The following is an 18,009-nucleotide window of genomic DNA, read 5'->3' as shown; positions in this document are numbered from 1 at the left end:
AGTCACCCCCGCGGAGGTTCCGGGCCGCCCGCACATACGCTATCGACAATCGTTTTCATTGTCATCTGAATCAGCGTCATGGCTGGCCGGGACCCCTATCCGTTGCGCCCCTCGCCGGACCGGAGTGGAATTACGTACAGGGGGACCCGGAGGAAGGGACTCGCCATGACCGACAGGGAGAGCGACCGGGGGGACGACGTCTACCAGCCGCAGGAGCCGGAGGCCTCCGACCCCGCCGACCTGCTGGACGTGGAGGACACCCTGGACACGTCCGGGGTCACGGACGTCCTGGAGGAGGGGTACTCCCCGCCCGACCGGCCCTGGGCCGTCGACGACGAGGGGACCACCGCGTCGGAGCAGCACACGGGCGAATCCCTCGACACCCGCCTGACCAGGGAAGTTCCCGAGACGCCGGGGGCCGCCGACGACTGGATCGGCGATCTCGCGGGTGGTGACGGAGAGCCCTACGACACGGAAGTGGGCACCGATCGTGCCGGGCGGCTCACTCAGGGCGGCGACGGCCACGTGCCCGCCACCCTCACCGCACAGGATGTCGGTATCGACGGCGCGGCTGCCTCCGCCGAGGAAGCGGCCATGCACGTGATCCCCGAGGAGGAGGACCTGTTCGGGTAGCGGTCCGCGCGGCGACGCCGCTTCGGGCGGCGGCCTGGGCGCCGACGACCGCTCCGAGCAGCGGTCGGCACGCCGAACGGCACGGAGAGCCAGTACCTCCAGGCCCCTGCCCCGGATCACGGCCGCCGCGCTTCCCGCCGTCGTCCGCGGCCACCGCCGACGCGATCCCTCGCCGCCGTCCCCTCCCGCGCGATCCCTCGCCGCCGTCCCCTCCCGCGCTCCCTCGCGGCCCTCCCCTCCCGGGCGCGCTCCCTCGCGGCCGTCCGCCGATCACCGCCGACGCGCCCCGCACAGCCCTTCCTGAGGCGCGGCACGGGCTCGCTTCCTCGCGGCTGCGCGCCTGCCCCTCGCCGACGTGCACTGCCGGCCCGGCAGGACCGTACGCACGCGCCCTGTGGTGCGAGGGCGCGCACAGGGTCCGGCCGAAACGCACCGTTGTACTGCCCCTCCCCACGAAAACGCTTGGACTCCGCCTGCCCTGCCACGGGAGACTTCCCAGTCCCGGATCTCTTGCCGCGGACGCACGGCGAGCGCTCCGCCGGGTACGGCGCTGCCCTCCCGCAGGCCTCACACCGCGGCGGAACCCGGAGCAACTGCCCGCGAAACGACATGAGGTCGGCATGGGATCGCAGCAGTCTCACGGCACCGGACCGGTCAGCGGCCCGGTCCGGATCGCACTTCGCCACTACCTTCGGGAGTTGTCCCGCGTACCCGCACTGTCCGTGCCGGCGCTACTGCTGCCGGCCATCGGCAACATCGGGATCACCTATCTCGCACCGCTGGTCGTCGCCAAGCTCGTCGGCCGGATAGCGGACGGCGGGGGCATCGGTGTCCGCGAGGCACTGCCCTACATCGCCGTCTTCACCGGGGTCCTGCTCCTGGCGGAGACGATGTGGCGGATCGGCCTGCACTGCCTCAACCGGGTCGACGCACTCGGTATCGAGCACCTGTACGTTACCGGCATGGATGCCCTGTTCGCCAAGGACGCGGCCTTCTTCCAGGACAACTTCGCAGGCTCCCTGACCAAGCGGGTGCTGAGTTTCGCCTCCCGTTTCGAGGAGTTCGTCGACACTCTCACGTTCAGCGTCATAGGAAGCCTGGCACCACTGCTGTTCGGCACGGTGATCCTCTGGACCTACGACCCCCTGCTGGTGGCCGGGCTCCTGACGATGATCGCGCTGACCGCCGTGTGCGCCGCCCCGCTCATCCGCCGCCGTCAGCAGCTGGTCAACCGGCGCGAGGAGGCGATCGCGCGGGTTTCCGGACATGTGTCCGACGCGCTGATGAACATGGACACCGTGCGCGCGTTCGCCGCCGAGGAGCGCGAGGCCGCCGAGCACAGGGCCCGGGTCGCCGAGTCCCGGCGGCTGACTCTGCGCTCGTGGGACTACGGAAACCTCCGCATCGACACCTTCGTTGCTCCGATGTCGGTACTGACCAACGGCCTGGGACTGCTCCTCGCCGTCGCGTTCGGCGCGGGTGGCGGCAGCGTGGAGGCGATCGTGGTGGCGTTCACCTACTACACCGGTTCGACCCGCATCATGTTCGAGTTCAACCAGATCTACCGCCGTCTCGAGAGCTCGATGACCGAGGCCGCGCAGTTCACCGAGCTGCTCGTCGCGCCGCCCACCGTGCTCGATCCGCCGGAGCCGGAGCCCCTCCGCGCGAAGACGGCGGACGTCCGCTTCGAGAAGGTCACCTTCGCGCACGACGGCGGCCGGCCGATCTTCGACGGACTCGACCTGGACGTCCCGAGCGGCGCGAGGATCGGTCTCGTCGGCCGCTCCGGCGGAGGCAAGACCACTCTGACCCGGCTGCTGTTACGCATGTCCGACGTCCAGTCCGGCCGCATCCTGATCGGTGGGCAGGACATCAGCCGGCTGACGCAGGCAGACCTGCGGAGCCTCATCGCGTACGTCCCCCAGGAACCGGCCATGTTCCACCGCACCCTGCGCGAGAACATCCTCTTCGCCCGGCCGGACGCCACCGACGCCGAGATCCGTGCTGCCGCCGATGCCGCACACGTCACCGAGTTCGCCGACCAGTTGCCCGCGGGCTTCGGCACCATGGTCGGGGAGCGGGGCGTCAAGCTGTCCGGCGGTCAGCGCCAGCGGGTCGCCCTCGCCAGGGCCATCCTGCGTGACGCGCCGGTCCTGCTGCTGGACGAGGCGACCAGCGCACTGGACTCGGAGAGCGAGACCCTCGTCCAGCAGGCGTTGTGGCAACTGATGGAGGGCAGGACCGCCCTGGTCGTCGCCCACCGCCTGAGCACGGTGGCGGCGATGGACCGCCTGATCGTCCTCGACCGGGGCCGCATAGCCGAGCAGGGCACGCACCAGGAGCTGCTGCTCACCGGAGGGGCGTACGCCAAGCTCTGGCACCACCAGTCCGGTGGCTTCCTCGTCGACACCGCGGCCGGACGGCCCGTCACCCCGGCCGAACAGCCGGGGTGACACGCCCCCTGCCGCCTTCCCCGTGCCGGGCTCCCCCGGGTCCGGCGTGCGACCATGACCGGGCTGCGTACGGATACCAAGGGCCCGGCGCCGCCCCTCCGCCCCCGGCAGGGGCGCGCCCGGCGCACGAGCACGTCGATCGCAACAGGAGCGCACCTCCATGCCCACCACCCCCTCGTCCGGAGCCACCGCACAGATCGGCGTGACCGGACTCGCCGTCATGGGCAGCAATCTCGCCCGTAACTTCGCCCGCCACGGTCACACAGTCGCCGTCCACAACCGCACCGAGGCGCGCACCCGGGACCTCCTCGACGCGCACGGCGACGAGGGGGACTTCGTCCCGGCCGTGACCGCCGAGGAGTTCGTCGCCTCGCTCCAGAAGCCCCGCCGCATCGTCATCATGGTCAAGGCGGGAGAGGCGACCGACGCCGTGATCGACGAGTTCGCGGCCCTCCTGGAGGAGGGCGACGTCCTGATCGACGGTGGCAACGCCCACTTCGAGGACACCCGGCGCCGCGAGAAGGCGTTGCGGCAGCGGGGTATCCACTTCGTGGGGACCGGCATCTCGGGCGGCGAGGAGGGAGCGCTGAACGGGCCGAGCATGATGCCCGGCGGGTCCGCGGAGTCCTACACCTCGCTCGGCCCCCTCCTGGAGAGCATCGCCGCCAAGGCCGACGACGGTACGCCGTGCTGCGCACATATCGGGCCGGACGGCGCCGGGCACTTCGTGAAGATGGTCCACAACGGCATCGAGTACGCGGACATGCAGCTCATCGCGGAGGCGTACCACCTGCTGCGGTCCGTGGCGGGCTACTCCCCCGCACGGATCGCGGACACCTTCCGCTCCTGGAACACCGGCCGCCTCGACTCCTACCTGATCGAGATCACAGCCGAGGTGCTCGCCCACACGGACGCGGCCACCGGCAAGCCCTTCGTCGACGTCGTCCAGGACCGGGCCGAGCAGAAGGGCACCGGCCGCTGGACGGTACAGATCGCGCTCGACCTCGGTGTCCCGGTCTCCGGCATCGCGGAGGCCGTCTTCGCGCGTTCCCTGTCCGGCCACGCGGACCTGCGGGAGGCCGCCCGGTCTCTGCCGGGTCCCACGCCCACCCCGCTGTCCGGGACCCAGGCCGCCGCCTTCGCCGACCGGGTCGAACAGGCGCTGTACGCCTCCAAGATCGTCTCGTACACCCAGGGCTTCCACCAGATCAGGGCGGGCAGCGAGGCGTACGACTGGGACATCGACCTGGGGGCCGTGGCGGCGATCTGGCGGGCCGGGTGCATCATCCGGGCGGCGTTCCTGGACCGGATCCGCGCCGCGTACGACAGCCGCCCCGATCTGCCGAGTCTGCTCTCCGACCAGGAGTTCGCGCGGGAGATCGGCGCGGCCCAGGACGACTGGCGTGCGGTGATCGCCGAGGGCGCGCGGCAGGGGGTGCCGACCCCGGGGTTCGCCGCCGCGCTCTCGTACTACGACGGGCTGCGGGCCGAGCGGCTGCCCGCGGCGCTCACGCAGGCCCAGCGGGACTTCTTCGGGGCGCACACCTACCGGCGTACCGACCGTGCGGGCTCGTTCCACACGCTCTGGGGCGGCGACAGGTCGGAGACGTCCGCCGGGTGAGATGACCGCCGTCAGCCGCGTGGGCGTTCCGGGTGAGGGCCGAGGACGTGGCGGCTCGGGGCGAGGCGTCGCCCGGCCGGACGCGTCGCCCGGCCGGACCGGGAGGGGGTGCGGCCGGGCGCCTGGTGTGGATAAGTGGCAGGAAGCCCTGTCCACCGACCACGGAGCGCGCGCATGTCGGACGCCGTACCGGAACCCGTCGTGGTCCAGCCGGTCGTAGCACCTCTGACCAGCGCCGCAGTGGTTCTGGTCGCCACGATCGAGCCCGGCGGTGAGTCCGCCGTACGCGCGGTGCTGCCTGATCTCGCGGCGTTCGCCCGCTCGATCGGCTTCCGTGTGCCGAGCGCCGGTCTCGCGTGTGTGACGGGCTTCGGCTCGGATGCCTGGGACCGGCTGTTCGCCGGCCCCCGGCCGGCGGAGCTCCACCCGTTCCAGGAACTGCGGGGGCCGCTGCATCACGCCCCGGCCACTCCTGGGGATCTGCTGTTCCATGTCCGGGCCGAGCAGATGAACGTGTGCTTCGAGTGGGTCTCTCAGTTGCTCGGCAGGCTCGGTGACGCGGTGAAGGTGGTCGACGAGGTCCACGGCTTCCGCTACTTCGACCACCGGGATCTGCTCGGTTTCGTCGACGGCACGGAGAATCCCGTGGGCGACGACGCCAGGGCCGCGGCCCTCGTCGGGCCGGAGGACCCGGCGTTCGAAGGCGGCAGTTACGTCGTCGTGCAGAAGTATCTGCACGACCTGGCCGGCTGGAACGCGCTGAGTACCGAGCAGCAGGAACGGATCATCGGGCGTACGAAGTTCACCGACATGGAACTCGCCGACGAGGTCAAACCCGCGGACTCCCACGTGGCCCTGAACACCGTCACCGAGGCCGACGGGACCGAACGGGACATCCTGCGCGCCAACATGCCGTTCGGCAGCTTCGAACAGGGCGAGTTCGGCACGTACTTCATCGGGTACGCGGCCGATCCGGGAATCACCGAGCAGATGCTCCGCAACATGTTCCTGGGCAGCCCGCCCGGTGTCCACGACCGCATTCTCGACTTCTCCACCGCGGTCACCGGCAGCCTCTTCCACGCCCCGCGCGCCGATTTCCTCGACGCTCCCCCGCCGCCGCCCTCCCCCGCCGGTACGACTGGCGTCCCCGAGCCTCAGGGTGCACAGGCCAGGCCGCCGGTCGACGCCTCGGTGGTGCGCGACGGTTCGCTGCGTATCGGCAGCCTGCAAGAAAGCGCCCCGCGATGAACAACCTCCACCGTGAGCTCGCCCCCGTCACCGAAGCCGCCTGGGACCAGATCGAGGAGGAGGCGAGACGCACCTTCAGCAGGCATGTCGCGGGCCGCCGGGTGGTGGACGTGAGCGACCCGCAGGGTCCGACGCTGGCGGCGATCGGGGACGGCCATCTGCGTGACATCGACCCGCCCACCCCGGATGTGATCGCCCGGGCCCGTACGGCGACCCCCGTCATCGAGTGGCGGGTGCCGTTCACCGTGACCAGGGCGGCCGTCGACGACGTGGAGCGCGGCTCCGAGGACAGCGACTGGCAGCCCGTGAAGGACGCCGCCCGCACCTGTGCCTTCGCCGAGGACATGGCCGTCATCGACGGCTACGCCGCGGCAGGCATCACCGGGCTGCGGGACGGCTCCTCGCACTCCCCGCTGCCGCTGCCCGCGGACGCGCGCGACTATCCGGCCGCGGTGAGCCAGGCGCTGACCCGGCTGCGGCTCTCAGGGGTCGACGGGCCGTACCGGCTGCTGCTCGGCGCTGATGCCTTCACCGAGGCGTCCGAGACCTCCGACCACGGCTATCCCGTGACCACCCATCTCGCCCGGCAGCTCGACGAACCCATCCTGTGGGCGCCCGCTGTGGCCGGCGGGGTGCTGCTGTCCACCCGGGGCGGCGACTTCGAGCTCTGTCTGGGCCAGGACCTGTCCATCGGCTATCTCGACCACGACGCCACGAGTATCCGGCTCTACTTCCATCAGGCCTTCACCTTCCGGATGCTGACCCCTGAGGCCGTGGTCCCGCTCATCGCCTGAAGGCTCCGGCCTGCGAGACCTGCGAGGCTCCCATCGACGACAACCGCCGCACGCCACCGCCGCACGCCACCGCCACCGGGGGCTCCCCCGGCTCTCCGCGCACCACCGGCCGCGCCGAGGAGCTCCGCCCCACCCGGTTCGCCGAGGCGCTCCGTCTCGCCGTGGCACAGGAGCTGCTGGGCGAGCAGCGTCCGGTCGCCGGCTTCCTGGACGCGGACGGGGTGCGCGCGTCCGTCGACGCGCTCAGGGACGCCTTCGCGGCCGAGCCGGGGGTACGGGTTCTGCACACCTTCGCCGCGAAGGCCGCCTCCCTGATTCCGGTGCTGCGGCTGCTCGCCGACTGCGGCATGGGATGCGAGGTGGCCAGCCCGGGCGAGCTGCGGCTCGCGATCGAGGCCGGCTTCGCCCCGGAACGGATCGTGCTGGACTCACCGGCCAAGACCCGCGACGAGCTGCGGCTCGCTCTGGCTCTGGGTGTCGCGGTGAACGCGGACAGTTTCGGCGAGATCCGCCGCATCGAGAGGCTGCGCTCGCCGGACTCGGCCTCGGTCCTCGGCCTGCGGGTGAACCCCCAGGTGGGCGGCGGGTCCATCGGCCCGATGAGCACGGCGACGACCACGTCGAAGTTCGGTGTGGCCCTGAGGGACCCCGGCGCCAGGGAACAGGTCGTACGGGCTTTCGCCGAGCGGCCCTGGCTGACTCGGCTGCACGCCCACGTGGGGTCGCAGGGCTGCTCGCTGGAACTCATCGCCGCGGGCATCGCCGAGACGTACGAGCTGGCCGAGGAGATCAACGCGACCCTGGGTGACCGGCGCATCACGGGTATCGACATCGGCGGCGGGCTTCCCGTGAACTTCGCCGGCGAGGAGGCCCGGCCCGCCTTCGCGGACTATGTGACCGCGCTCAAGGAGGCCGCTCCGAAGATCTTCGACGGGCGGTACGACCTGGTCACCGAGTTCGGCAGGTCGCTGCTGGCGAAGAACGGCTTCATCGGCGCGCGTGTGGAGTACACGAAGGACGCGGGCGGACGCCGGATCGCCCTCACCCACGCGGGCGCGCAGGTCGCCACCCGTACCGTCCTCATGCCTGAGGCCTGGCCGCTCCGGGTCGGTGCCTTCGACGCGGAGGGACGCCCCCGGAGCGGGCGGCCGGTCGTCCAGGACATCGCGGGGCCCTGCTGCTTCGCCGGGGACATCGTGGCCCACGCACGGGAACTGCCCGAACTGCGGGAGGGCGACTTCGTGGCGCTGTACGACACGGGGGCCTACTACTTCTCGACCCCGTGGGCCTACAACAGCCTGCCCCGGCCCGCCGTGTACGGATTCGCGGGGGATCCGGGCGGCGCCGGCCTGCGCTTCGCCCCTGTGCGTGACGCCCAGTCGCTGGACTCGGTGGCGGCGGAGAGCGGGCTGGGCCACGTCGACGCGCTGACCGAGCTCTGCGGGACCCTCCGCCGCTAGACCGGTGGTTCCGTCCGCCGGGCGGGTCCGGCCCCGGCCGGTCCGGGACCCGTCGGCCGGACGGGTCCGCCCCGGACCGGTGGTCATGCCCTCCGGACTTCCGCTCCGCTCATCCGGCCGGCTGGGGCGAGGGTTCGGGCTCGGGAACCGGCTCGGGGTTCGGGTTGGGCGGCTGCGGGATCGGGTCCGGCGCCGGACCCGGCGGTACGGGCCCCGGCGGAACAGGCGGCGGGGAGGGCACCGGCGTCGGCGGCCCCGGGACGGGCGGGGGCGTCGGCGCGGGCGGCACGGGGTCGGGATACGGGTGTGTCATCACGGGCCTCCAACAACGGCTGGCGAGGACGAGTCGATCTCATCTCCACCGTCTCCCCGTGCGGCTGCCCGCGCCTGCCGAGTCCACACGTACACACTGTGCCGACGGCGGCCCCGCCCGGCTTCAGAGCAGCTCGGGATGTGCTGCGAGCTGCCGCTCGGCCCCGCGCAGCAGTTCCTGCGGGACCTCCGGCGCCTGGTCGGCATGGCGCTGGGCCCACCTGGCGACGTACGGACACAGGGGCACGACGGGAACCCCTTCGCGGGCCGCCATGGCATAGAACTCGCGCGCGAGGGCGCCCGCCATGCCCTTGCCCTGGTGCTCGGGTTCGACGACGGTGTGTACGGCCACGAGGGCCCCCGGCTCGGGGTACATCACGAAGTACGCGATGACGCCCGTGACCGCCCCGTCCTCGTAGGCCACCAGCTTGCCGTGCTCCCGGTCGTCCCGGATCTCGACTGCGGTGTTCGCTCCTGCCATGGCGGGTGCTCCCTCGATCGGGGGCCGCGTGAGCGGGTCAGCTCCGCGCGGGAACGGCGTGGGGGCTGCGCTCGGTGCGGGTGCCCGGCACGGGGGCGGATGCGTCGGTCCCCAGCTCGACGATCCGGTTGCCGGCGTCGACGTGGACGACGCTGGGCACGAGCGCCCGCGCCTCGGCGTCGTCGACCTGGGCGTAGCTGATGAGAATGACCAGGTCACCGGGGTGGACGAGGTGGGCGGCAGCACCGTTGATCCCGATGACGCCGGAGCCACGCTCCCCTTCGATGACGTACGTCTCGAGGCGTGCGCCGTTGTCTATGTCCACGATGTGCACGAGCTCGCCCGGCAGCAGATCGGCAGCGTCCATCAGATCGGCGTCGACGGTGACCGATCCCACGTAATGCAGGTCGGCCTGGGTCACGGTGGCGCGGTGAATCTTGGACTTGAAGAGAGTACGCAGCACTTTGGACTCCTGGAAATCGGCTCCCTGCCAGTTTTTTGCAGGTCAGGGGCGATCAACATTGTACATCGACACGCCTCCGACTCGGAGACTTCCTAGAACATCGTGCGTTTCTGTGACCATGCCCTTGATGATCCACGTGCCGAGTGCGTCGTTGAACGCTGTCTCGTCGTCGCCCTGCCAGACGCCTCCGCTGGCTGGATCTTCGTGGAGATGCCGTCGGCCGCGAACGCCTGGCCGATCTCCTGGATCACTGCGGATTCCTGGTAGGCCGACAGGAACATGCCGGGCCAGCTGGGCGTACCCACGAGCAGTACCAGCACGTCCGCGAAAGAGAGCGCCTCGGGGCCGGTCACCTCGTAGGTGTGGCCGCAGTGGCCGTCCTCGGTCCGGGCGGCGACGGCGGCGATGTCGTCCGCCTCGACGAACGGCTGGCGGCACTCGCCGAGAGGCAGCGCCAGCGTGCCGTCGAGGCCGGCGTCGCGGAAAATGCCCTCGTCGAAGTTCTGGTTGAACCAGTCGGCCGGGGACGACCGTCCAGTCCGCCCCGGAGTCGCGGACCAGCCGCTCGGCGGCCATCAGGCGCTCGGCGCCGATCTCCTCGACGGCGCGGCTGGACAGCAGGACCAGTCGGCGTGCGCCCACCGGGACCGCGCGGTGTGGACGAAGTCCGGGGAGAGCGGCAGCTCGTGGGGGGAGCATCAGGTAGACGCCTTCGGCGCCGGTGGGCCGGTTTCCAGGTGGTGTCGTCGTGCCAGTCGCAGGGGACCTCGGCGTCGCGGGAGGCGGCCCGGACCCGGATGGTGGGCGTCGCACAGGCGGGCGGCGACCCGGCGGCCGGTGGTGCCGCAGGTGCCGAGGACGGGGGTGTGGTCGCTTGTGCCCGACGCAACGAGAAACCTCCCGGCGGGGCACCGGGCGGCCTTACCGCACCTGGTCGGACTCCATGGCCGCGGCGACCTTCTCGCAGAGTTCCGCGAACAGGGCGCTCTCGCCCTTGGTGAGGACTGAGGCGGCGAGCCGTGCGACGTCGTGGTGGCCCCGGGCGATCCGGGCGAGGAAGAGGTGCCCCTCGGGGGTGAGGGAGGTGCTCAGCTCGCGCCGATCCTCCCCGGCGGCCACCTGCGTCACCAGGTTGAGGTCCTTCAGCACGCGCAGGGCCTTCGACGTGGTCTGCCGGGAGACCTCCAGCACGTCGCTCAGTTCGGAGGGCCGCATGGAGCCGCGCGCCCGCAGGAGTTCGAGGACGTCGTACTGGTGCCAGTTGACGCCCTCGGGGTTGACGCGGGACCGGCGTGCGACCAGGAGGCACTGAAGGTGGGTCAGGGCTGTCTGCAGAACGGTCGGTTCCGGATGGCGGGTGGAGGTCGAGCCGTCTCGTGGAGTCATGAGCGCTCCGGTACGGGGGGTAACCGGTGGGGGGAGTTACCAAGATATCAAGGGCCCGCCCCCGGGTCGCCATGGTCGGCCGGAAATGATTTCCCTGAGGACACCATCTGCGGGCGTGAGGGCCCGAAGCGGGGGTACGGGAGTGCGAGGACCGGTGACGGACACGTCGGCCGATCACACCGAACGGGCACAGAGAACAGAACGGACCGGTACGGAAGCGGGCGCCACACGCCACGGCGTGCCGTCCGTCGGCACGGGCGCACTACGCACGAAATATCCGCTCAACTCGCGTCCCGGCACAGACGTTTGACATCGATGCGAAATCGTGATTAGCATCGATTTCCCAAAGGAAACCATATTTTCACCTTTGCACGCTGACCCTGCACCAGCCCGCCTCAGGCCCTCCGGGAATGAGCGGTGCGCGTTCCCCAGGAACCGCGGGAGTTCTTCCTCCGGACCCCCACCCGAGGAGATCGGCAATCATGGAGAACAACATCCCGTCCTTACGGACGGAATCGGCGGAATGGAAAGAACCGGCACAGCCGGGAGAGTCGACGGAAGAGTTAGGAACCGCATTACGAACGGGGGGTCAACCGACTGCGGACCCCCCTCTCGTCCTCACCACTCTTTTCGAACGGACGGTCCGCGACCACGGCGGGACCGTCGCCCTGGCGGACGGCGCGGAGCGCGTCACTTACGACCGTCTGAACCGGCGGGCCAACCGCATGGCCCGGCACCTCCAGGACCGCGGCGTCAGGAGAGGCGACCGCGTCGGAGTGCACGTGCGCCGGTCCCCCGACCTCTACGCCGTCCTCCTCGCGGTCCTCAAGGCCGGCGGCTGCGTGGTCCCGCTCGACCCCGCGTACCCCGCGGAGTACCTGGCCCGCATCCTCCGCGAGGCCCGCCCGTCGCCGGTGATCTGCGACGACCCGGACGGCCTGCCCCCCGACGCCCGCGACGTCGCACTCACCCGGGACGACCTGGTCCGAGGCGCCGAGGACCTCCCCGACGACGACCGGGACCCCGGCACCGGCCCGGAGGACGCCGCATTCCTCATGTACACCTCCGGCTCCACCGGCCGGCCCAAGGGCGTACGGATCGCGCACCGCGGACTGGCGCGGCTCGGCCCGCACAGCGGCCCCCTCGACATCACCCCCCAGGACGGGCTGACCCAGTCGGCCGCGTTCTCGTTCGCCGCCTCGACCATCGAGATCTGGCTCGCCCTCCTGCACGGCGCCACCCTGCTGCCGATGCCCCCCGGACTCCCCTCACTGCCGGACCTGCGCGAGGCCGTCGAGGAGCGCGGCGCGACCGTGCTCAGCCTCCCCTGCGGCTTGTTCAACGCCCTGGTCGACCAGGAGCCGGAGTGCCTGCGCTCGGTGCGGATCGTGCTGCTCAGCGGCGACTTCCCCTCTCCCGACCACCTGCGCCGGGCCCTGGCGCACACCGACGCGGTCGTCTACAACGGCTACGGCTGCACCGAGAACTCCTCCATTACCGCCCTTCACCCGCTGACCTCGCCCGAGGACGTCGACGGCGCGGGTGTCGTCCCGATCGGCCGCCCGCTGCCGACGGTCACGCTGGAGGTCTACGACTCGTTGCTGCGCCCCTGCGACACCGACGAGGTGGGCGAACTCTGCGTGGGCGGCACGGGCGTGGCCCTCGGGTACGCCGACCAGCCGGAGTTGACCGCCGAGAAGTTCAGCCGGGACCCGGACGGCGACGGGCTGCTCTACCGCACCGGCGACCTCGCCCGACGGAACAAGTTCGGCGACATCGTGCTGGTCGGGCGGTCCGACAGCATGGTGAAGATCCGCGGGTTCCGGGTGGAGACCAGCGCCGTCACCCTGGCGATACGCGCCCTCGACGGGATCGCGGACGCCGCCGTGAAGGCGTTCGAGGACGACGACACCCGCGAGAAGCACCTCGTGGCCTTCTACACCACCCACGACGGCCGCCCCGCCGACTCAGCGGACCTGGTCCGACTGCTCTCCGCGGCAGTGCCCTCCCACATGGTCCCGTCCGCGTTCCGGCACCTGGAGAAAATGCCGACGAATGTGAACGGGAAGATCGACCGCACCGCGCTCACCGTGGAATCTCGGAGCGACGGGAAAAGCCGGAACAACCGGAACGAGAAATCCAAGAAAGGCGAGAAGACCATGCGGAACCCCCTCGAAACTGTCGTCCTCCAGTCCTGGATCGAGATCTCCGGAATGGACGACTTCTCGACCACCGACTCCTTCCTGGGACACGGCGGGAATTCCCTCCACTTCGTGCAGCTGGCCTCCCGCCTCCAGAAGATATTCGGAATCGAGATCACCACCGAGTCGGTCTTCCGGCACGGCACGGTCGAGCAGCTGGCGCGCTTCATCGAGGAGTCACGCGCCCAGGCCACCACCTCTTCGTCGCACGGCTGACGAAGTGCCCGACAGCGACCGGCACGCGCGCCGCGCCGGTCGCCCGATGTCCGCGGAGGGTGGCAAACCCGTGAACAACCCTTTGACCTCGGCAATTCTGGACCTGGCACGGAGAACGCTTCGGTCCCCCGGCCTCGGACCGGACGAGGCCTTCTCCGACCACTGCGACGACCCCGCGCTGCTGGACGAAATGGGCGCCGTGCTGCGGGCCGTATTCGCCGTCGACCCGCCGGCCGGGCAACGGTTGGGCGCGGAGAGCGCGGCGGCCGTGGCCGAGCGGCTCGCGCGGGGCCGGTCCGGCTCCGGCGGGCAAGAGGTGACGGCCGGGTCCGCGCCGCGCACCGGCGGTACGACGGAGGCCTCGTTCGGCCAGAGCGGCATCTGGCTCATCGACCAGTACCTGCCGACCCCGCAGGCGTACAACGGGCCGTTCCTGGCGCGGCTGCCGTGTCGGCTCGACGGGGAACAGCTGCGCCGGGCCGTCGCCGGGGTGCTGCGGCGACAGGAAGTGCTGCGTACCACCTACGCATTGCGCGACGCCCGGCTCCTCCAGGTCGTCTCCGACGACGACATGGCCTTCCACTACGGCGTCGAGCACTACGGCGACGACAAGGAACTCGATGCGCTCGCCCAGCGAGTGGCGAACACCCGCTTCGACCTGGAGCACGGGCCCGTGGTCTCGGTGACCTGCGCGCTCGGTCCGAGCGAGGAGAGCGCGATCGTCTGCAACATCCACCACATCGCCTCCGACGCCGCCTCGGCCGGGATCTTCCTGCGGGAACTCCTCGACGCCTACGACCGCACCGGGCGGGGCCTGCCGGTGGAGGCCGTGCCGGGACGCCCGCAGTACGCCGACTTCGCGCACTGGCACCGCACGCACCTCACGCCCGAGCGGACCACGCGGTTGCTCGACGAGTGGGCCGAGCGGCTCGCCGGAGACCTGCCTGTGCTCGCCCTGCCCTCCGACCGACCCCGGCCCGCCGCGCAGGAACACCGCGGCGGCACCGTCCCGTTGCGCGTCCCGGCCGGGGTGACCGAGAAACTGGAGCGGCTCGCGGAGCGCGAGGGCGTCACGCTGTTCATGGCGCTGCTCGCGGTGTACGGCACGTTCCTCGCCAAGCTGTCCCGGCAGGAACGGGTCCTCATCGGCTCGCCCGTCTCCCTGCGGGACGACCCGCAGACCAAGGACCTCGTCGGTTACTTCGTGAACATGGTCGTGCTGCGCCAGGACGTCACGGGCGCGATGTCCGTGCGCGAGGTGCTGGCGCGGGCGCGGGAGGAAGTGGCCGACGCCCTGCGGCTGAAGTGGGCCCCCTTCGACAAGGTGGTCGAGCGGCTGCGACCCGACCGCACCGGAGGGCACACGCCGGTCGTCCAGACGATGCTCGTCCTGACCGACCCCGGCTCCGCCCACGTCACCCACGGCGGACAGCCGCTGACGATCCAGCGGGACATGGCGCACGGCGCGAAGTACGACCTGTCGGTGGTGTTCGCCCGCGAGTCGGACGGGCTGCACGGCACCCTGGAGTACGACGCGCACCTCTTCGACGAGGCGACGGCGCGGAGCATGGGCGGACGGCTGGGCCGGCTGCTGGCTCGGTTCGCCGGGGCCGCCCCGGACACCCTGGTCCGCGACCTCGGCCTGCTCGCCGCCGACGAGGAGCGGGAGGTGCTGGCGCACGACGACCGTGTGGACCGCTCGGCGCCCCCGTTGCCGGTGGCCGAGCTGTTCGAGCGGCAAGCGGCGGCCACCCCGGACGCCGTGGCCGTGACCGACGGCGGCAACGAGTGGACGTACCGGGAACTCGAGGAGCGCGCCGGACGGCTCGCGCGGGTCCTGCGCGAGGAGGGGGCGGCGGCCGGGCGCCGGGTGGCCATCGCCCTTCCCCGCTCGTTCGACATGGTCGCCGGGCTGCTCGCCGTGGTGAAGTCAGGGGCGTCCTACGTCCCGCTGGACCCGTCGCACCCGCCGGAGCGGGTGGCGTACGTCCTGGACGACGCCGAGGCCCTCCTCGTCCTCACCGACAGCGCCACGGGAGCACAACTCCCGCCCGGGACACAACTGCTGGAGATCGACCGAGAGGCGCACCGGATCGCCGCGGCCGTCCCCGGACCGCTCGGCCCGACCCGGACGCCCGACGACGAGATCTACGTCATCCACACCTCCGGGTCGACCGGCGCCCCCAAGGGCGTCGTCATCCGGGACCGCACGATCGGCAATCTGGTCGCCGCCCAGCACCGGGTCTCCCCGTGCGGGGCGACGGGCACCACCCTCCAGTACATGACGCTCTCCTTCGACGTCTCCGTGATGGAGATCCTGGGGACGCTCTGCGTCGGCGGGGCACTCGCCCTCATCCCCGACGAACTCCAGAAGGACCTCCACCGGCTGGCCGCATTCGTCGCCGAGCACGACGTCACCCGCCTGTACCTGCCGTACATCGCGCTCCAGCGGTTCGCGGCGCTCGCCGTCGCGGAGGACCTGCGCTGCGAGGCACTGCGCGAGGTGACCTCGGTGGGCGAGGCGCTGGTCGTCTCTCCGCAGATCCGGGAGTTCTTCGCCCGGCACCCCAGGGCCCGACTGCTCAACATGTACGGCCCGTCCGAGACCCACCTCGCCACCTGGCACGAGCTGTCCGGTGACCCTGCCGACTGGCCCGAGGCGCCGCCGATCGGGCGGGCGGTCGACGGGGTGCGACTGCGCGTCCTCGGCCCGGACCGCGAACTCCTCCCGCCGGGCGTCACCGGCGAGCTGTACATCGGTGGACCGTACCTGTCGCCGGGCTACCGGGGCCGTCCCGAGGAGACGGCGCGCCGCTTCCTCCCCGACCCCTACGGCGGCGAGGGCGAGCTGATCTACCGCACCGGGGACCTCGTCCGGTCGAACGCGCGCGGCGACCTGGAGTACCTGGGCCGCGCCGACGACCAGATCAAGATCCGCGGCTACCGCGTGGAGCCCAGCGAGGTCGAGGCCGCTCTCGACGCCCTCGACGGAGTGCGAGACTCGGCGGTGGTCGCCGTGGACTTCGGGTCCGGCGACCGGCGACTGGTGGCCGCCGTCACGGGCGACGGCGCCGACGACACCGTACGGCTGCGGGCCGCGCTGGCCCGGCGGCTGCCGGAGTACCTGGTGCCCGCGCACCTCGTCCGGCTGGACCGGCTTCCGACCACGTCGAGCGGGAAGATCGACCGGGCCGGGCTGGCCGGGCGGCTCGCCGGGGAGGTGCGTGACCGGGGCGCGGACGAGGGCCCCGGGGCGGCACAACCGCCGCGGACCGCGACCGAACGCGCCATCGCCGAGGCGTGGGCGAACGTCCTGGGCGGCGGTGTCCCCGGGCGCGAGAGCGACTTCTTCACGCTCGGCGGCAACAGCATCATCGCCACCGAACTCGTCTACCGGCTGCGGACGTCGTTCGCCGTCGACATCCCGCTGCGGACCCTGTTCGACAACCCCACGGTCGCCGGGATGGCCGCACGGATCGACGAGCGGCGGGCGGGCGGCACCACCTCGTTCACCGAGCCGGCGACCGACCTGCGCGCCGACGTGACCCTGCCGGACACCGTCCGGCCCGGCGACCGCACACCGGTCCCGCCGGACGCCGCGACCCGGTTCCTGCTGACCGGCGCGACCGGCTTCCTCGGCTGCTGGCTGCTGCGGGAACTGGCGGCCGTCCCCGGACACACCGTCACCTGCCTGGTGCGCGCCGACGACGCGGACGCCGCCCTGGCCCGGCTGCACGCCACGGCCGACCGATACGGCATCGCCGGTGACATCGTCTGGGACCGGGTGCGTGCCGTCGCCGGCGACCTCACCCGGGCCCGGATGGGCCTGTCCGACGCGGACCACGCCAAGCTGGCCGAGTCCGTCGAGGCGGTCCACCATGCAGCGGCGCACATCAACTTCGTGCTGCCGTACGCCTCGGTGAAGCCGACCAACGTCGACGGGCTGCGCTCGGTGCTGGAGTTCGCCGCCACGGGACGGCTCAAGCACGTGCACCACATGTCGACCGTCGCGGTGTTCGCCCCCGGCCGCGAGGGCCGGCCGATCACCGAGGAGGCGGTGCCCGACACGTGCGAGGGGCTGGGCATCGGCTACACGCAGAGCAAATGGGTCGCCGAGGGCGTCGCCCAGCTGGCCCGCGAGCGCGGGATTCCGGTGACCGTCTACCGCATCGGCCGGATCTCCGGCGACAGCGTCACCGGTGCCTGCCAGAGCGACGACTTCCTGTGGCGCCAGATCAAGAGCTTCATCGAGCTGGGTTCCGCCCCTCCCGCGGAGGAGCTGACCACCGACCTGCTGCCGGTGGACTTCGTCGGCCGGGCCGTTTTCGCCCTCTCCCGCGAGCCGTCCGCCGACGGCGCCACGTACCACCTGTTCCACCCGCGCGGCTCCGACTTCACGCCCGTGCACGCCGCCGTCCGCGACTGCGGCCACCGGCTGGACACGGTGCCCGCCGAGGAGTGGCTGACCCGCCTGGAGGAGTCGGCCCGCCGCCCCGGGGGCAACGCCCTCGCCGCGGCCGTGCCGCTTTTCCGGGAGGGCGCCCTGGAGCTCGGCGAGAACACCTACGGCAACGAGCGGACCACCCGGCTCCTCGACCGGCTCGGGCTGCGCTGGCCCGACATCGACCGCCGCTCCCTGGCCCGCATGATCCGCTGGTTCGAGGCGGCCGGTGAGCTGGAGGGCCGGTCCCCCGCGCGGCAGAGCGCGTAGAGCGGGCCGCCCAGCGGCTCCCCCCCAGAC

12 protein-coding genes are annotated in these 18,009 nt (G+C 71.7%); 8 read left to right on the top strand and 4 right to left on the bottom strand.

Annotated features, from left to right (window positions below; all coding sequences use genetic code 11):
* The first annotated feature begins 165 nt into the window (after positions 1–165).
* The 6 genes from ACFYQ6_RS07400 to ACFYQ6_RS07375 all read left to right on the top strand — a co-directional run bounded on the left by ACFYQ6_RS07400 (position 166) and on the right by ACFYQ6_RS07375 (position 8,209).
* Positions 166–633, top strand: a complete 468-nt coding sequence (locus tag ACFYQ6_RS07400) for a DUF5709 domain-containing protein (RefSeq protein WP_361572738.1) — start codon at positions 166–168, stop codon at positions 631–633.
* A gap of 620 nt (positions 634–1,253) precedes the next feature.
* Positions 1,254–3,086 (top strand): ABC transporter ATP-binding protein, encoded by a 1,833-nt coding sequence (locus tag ACFYQ6_RS07395; protein ID WP_361572740.1) that lies wholly within the window; start codon positions 1,254–1,256, stop codon positions 3,084–3,086.
* Positions 3,087–3,246: 160 nt separating this feature from the next.
* Entirely contained in the window at positions 3,247–4,707 is a 1,461-nt protein-coding gene (gene gndA / locus ACFYQ6_RS07390; protein ID WP_361572742.1) for an NADP-dependent phosphogluconate dehydrogenase, read from the top strand.
* A 174-nt stretch (positions 4,708–4,881) separates the two neighbouring features.
* Positions 4,882–5,955: a Dyp-type peroxidase gene (locus tag ACFYQ6_RS07385; protein ID WP_388761376.1), complete on the top strand. Its 1,074-nt coding sequence runs from the start codon at positions 4,882–4,884 to the stop codon at positions 5,953–5,955.
* Positions 5,952–6,749 (top strand): family 1 encapsulin nanocompartment shell protein, encoded by a 798-nt coding sequence (locus ACFYQ6_RS07380; protein ID WP_361572746.1) that lies wholly within the window; start codon positions 5,952–5,954, stop codon positions 6,747–6,749. The genes ACFYQ6_RS07385 and ACFYQ6_RS07380 overlap by 4 nt, the downstream gene beginning before the upstream one ends.
* A gap of 32 nt (positions 6,750–6,781) precedes the next feature.
* On the top strand, positions 6,782–8,209 hold the full coding sequence (locus tag ACFYQ6_RS07375) for a diaminopimelate decarboxylase (protein WP_388762217.1): 1,428 nt from the start codon (positions 6,782–6,784) through the stop codon (positions 8,207–8,209).
* Between the two features lie 436 nt (positions 8,210–8,645).
* Here ACFYQ6_RS07375 and ACFYQ6_RS07370 read toward each other — a convergent pair whose 3' ends face one another.
* From ACFYQ6_RS07370 to ACFYQ6_RS07355, 4 genes are all read right to left on the bottom strand, one after another.
* Positions 8,646–9,002: a GNAT family N-acetyltransferase gene (locus ACFYQ6_RS07370; protein WP_361572748.1), complete on the bottom strand. Its 357-nt coding sequence runs from the start codon at positions 9,000–9,002 to the stop codon at positions 8,646–8,648.
* A 37-nt stretch (positions 9,003–9,039) separates the two neighbouring features.
* Positions 9,040–9,465 (bottom strand): aspartate 1-decarboxylase, encoded by a 426-nt coding sequence (gene panD / locus ACFYQ6_RS07365; protein WP_388761373.1) that lies wholly within the window; start codon positions 9,463–9,465, stop codon positions 9,040–9,042.
* A 92-nt stretch (positions 9,466–9,557) separates the two neighbouring features.
* Positions 9,558–9,818: a hypothetical protein gene (locus ACFYQ6_RS07360; protein WP_361572916.1), complete on the bottom strand. Its 261-nt coding sequence runs from the start codon at positions 9,816–9,818 to the stop codon at positions 9,558–9,560.
* A gap of 568 nt (positions 9,819–10,386) precedes the next feature.
* Entirely contained in the window at positions 10,387–10,851 is a 465-nt protein-coding gene (locus ACFYQ6_RS07355) for a MarR family transcriptional regulator (protein ID WP_361572918.1), read from the bottom strand.
* 410 nt (positions 10,852–11,261) lie between these two features.
* On the opposite strand from ACFYQ6_RS07355, the gene ACFYQ6_RS07350 reads away from it, so the two are divergent.
* Together ACFYQ6_RS07350 and ACFYQ6_RS07345 are read left to right on the top strand one after the other, a co-directional pair.
* Positions 11,262–13,268 carry an amino acid adenylation domain-containing protein gene (locus ACFYQ6_RS07350; RefSeq protein ID WP_388761370.1) on the top strand — a complete coding sequence of 669 codons (2,007 nt, stop codon included), beginning with the start codon at positions 11,262–11,264 and terminating at the stop codon, positions 13,266–13,268.
* 70 nt (positions 13,269–13,338) lie between these two features.
* Positions 13,339–17,979, top strand: coding sequence for an amino acid adenylation domain-containing protein (locus ACFYQ6_RS07345; protein WP_388761367.1), 4,641 nt, complete (start codon positions 13,339–13,341; stop codon positions 17,977–17,979).
* Positions 17,980–18,009: the final 30 nt, after the last annotated feature.

It is taken from the genome of Streptomyces sp. NPDC005494 (genome assembly GCF_042872025.1).
In the GTDB taxonomy this organism is placed as follows: Bacteria; Actinomycetota; Actinomycetes; order Streptomycetales; family Streptomycetaceae; genus Streptomyces.
The sequence above is the reverse complement of the archived record's forward strand: the minus strand, read 5'-3'. Positions and strand labels throughout refer to the sequence as shown.

Excerpts from the sequence above, each read along its gene's own strand:
- ACFYQ6_RS07395 (WP_361572740.1), top strand. The coding sequence starts at position 1,254 with ATGGGATCGCAGCAGTCTCACGGCACCGGACCGGTCAGCGGCCCGGTC.
- ACFYQ6_RS07400 (WP_361572738.1), top strand. The coding sequence starts at position 166 with ATGACCGACAGGGAGAGCGACCGGGGGGACGACGTCTACCAGCCGCAG.
- ACFYQ6_RS07385 (WP_388761376.1), top strand. The coding sequence starts at position 4,882 with ATGTCGGACGCCGTACCGGAACCCGTCGTGGTCCAGCCGGTCGTAGCA.
- gndA (WP_361572742.1), top strand. The coding sequence starts at position 3,247 with ATGCCCACCACCCCCTCGTCCGGAGCCACCGCACAGATCGGCGTGACC.
- ACFYQ6_RS07370 (WP_361572748.1), bottom strand. The coding sequence starts at position 9,002 with ATGGCAGGAGCGAACACCGCAGTCGAGATCCGGGACGACCGGGAGCAC.
- ACFYQ6_RS07355 (WP_361572918.1), bottom strand. The coding sequence starts at position 10,851 with ATGACTCCACGAGACGGCTCGACCTCCACCCGCCATCCGGAACCGACC.
- ACFYQ6_RS07350 (WP_388761370.1), top strand. The coding sequence starts at position 11,262 with ATGAGCGGTGCGCGTTCCCCAGGAACCGCGGGAGTTCTTCCTCCGGAC.
- ACFYQ6_RS07380 (WP_361572746.1), top strand. The coding sequence starts at position 5,952 with ATGAACAACCTCCACCGTGAGCTCGCCCCCGTCACCGAAGCCGCCTGG.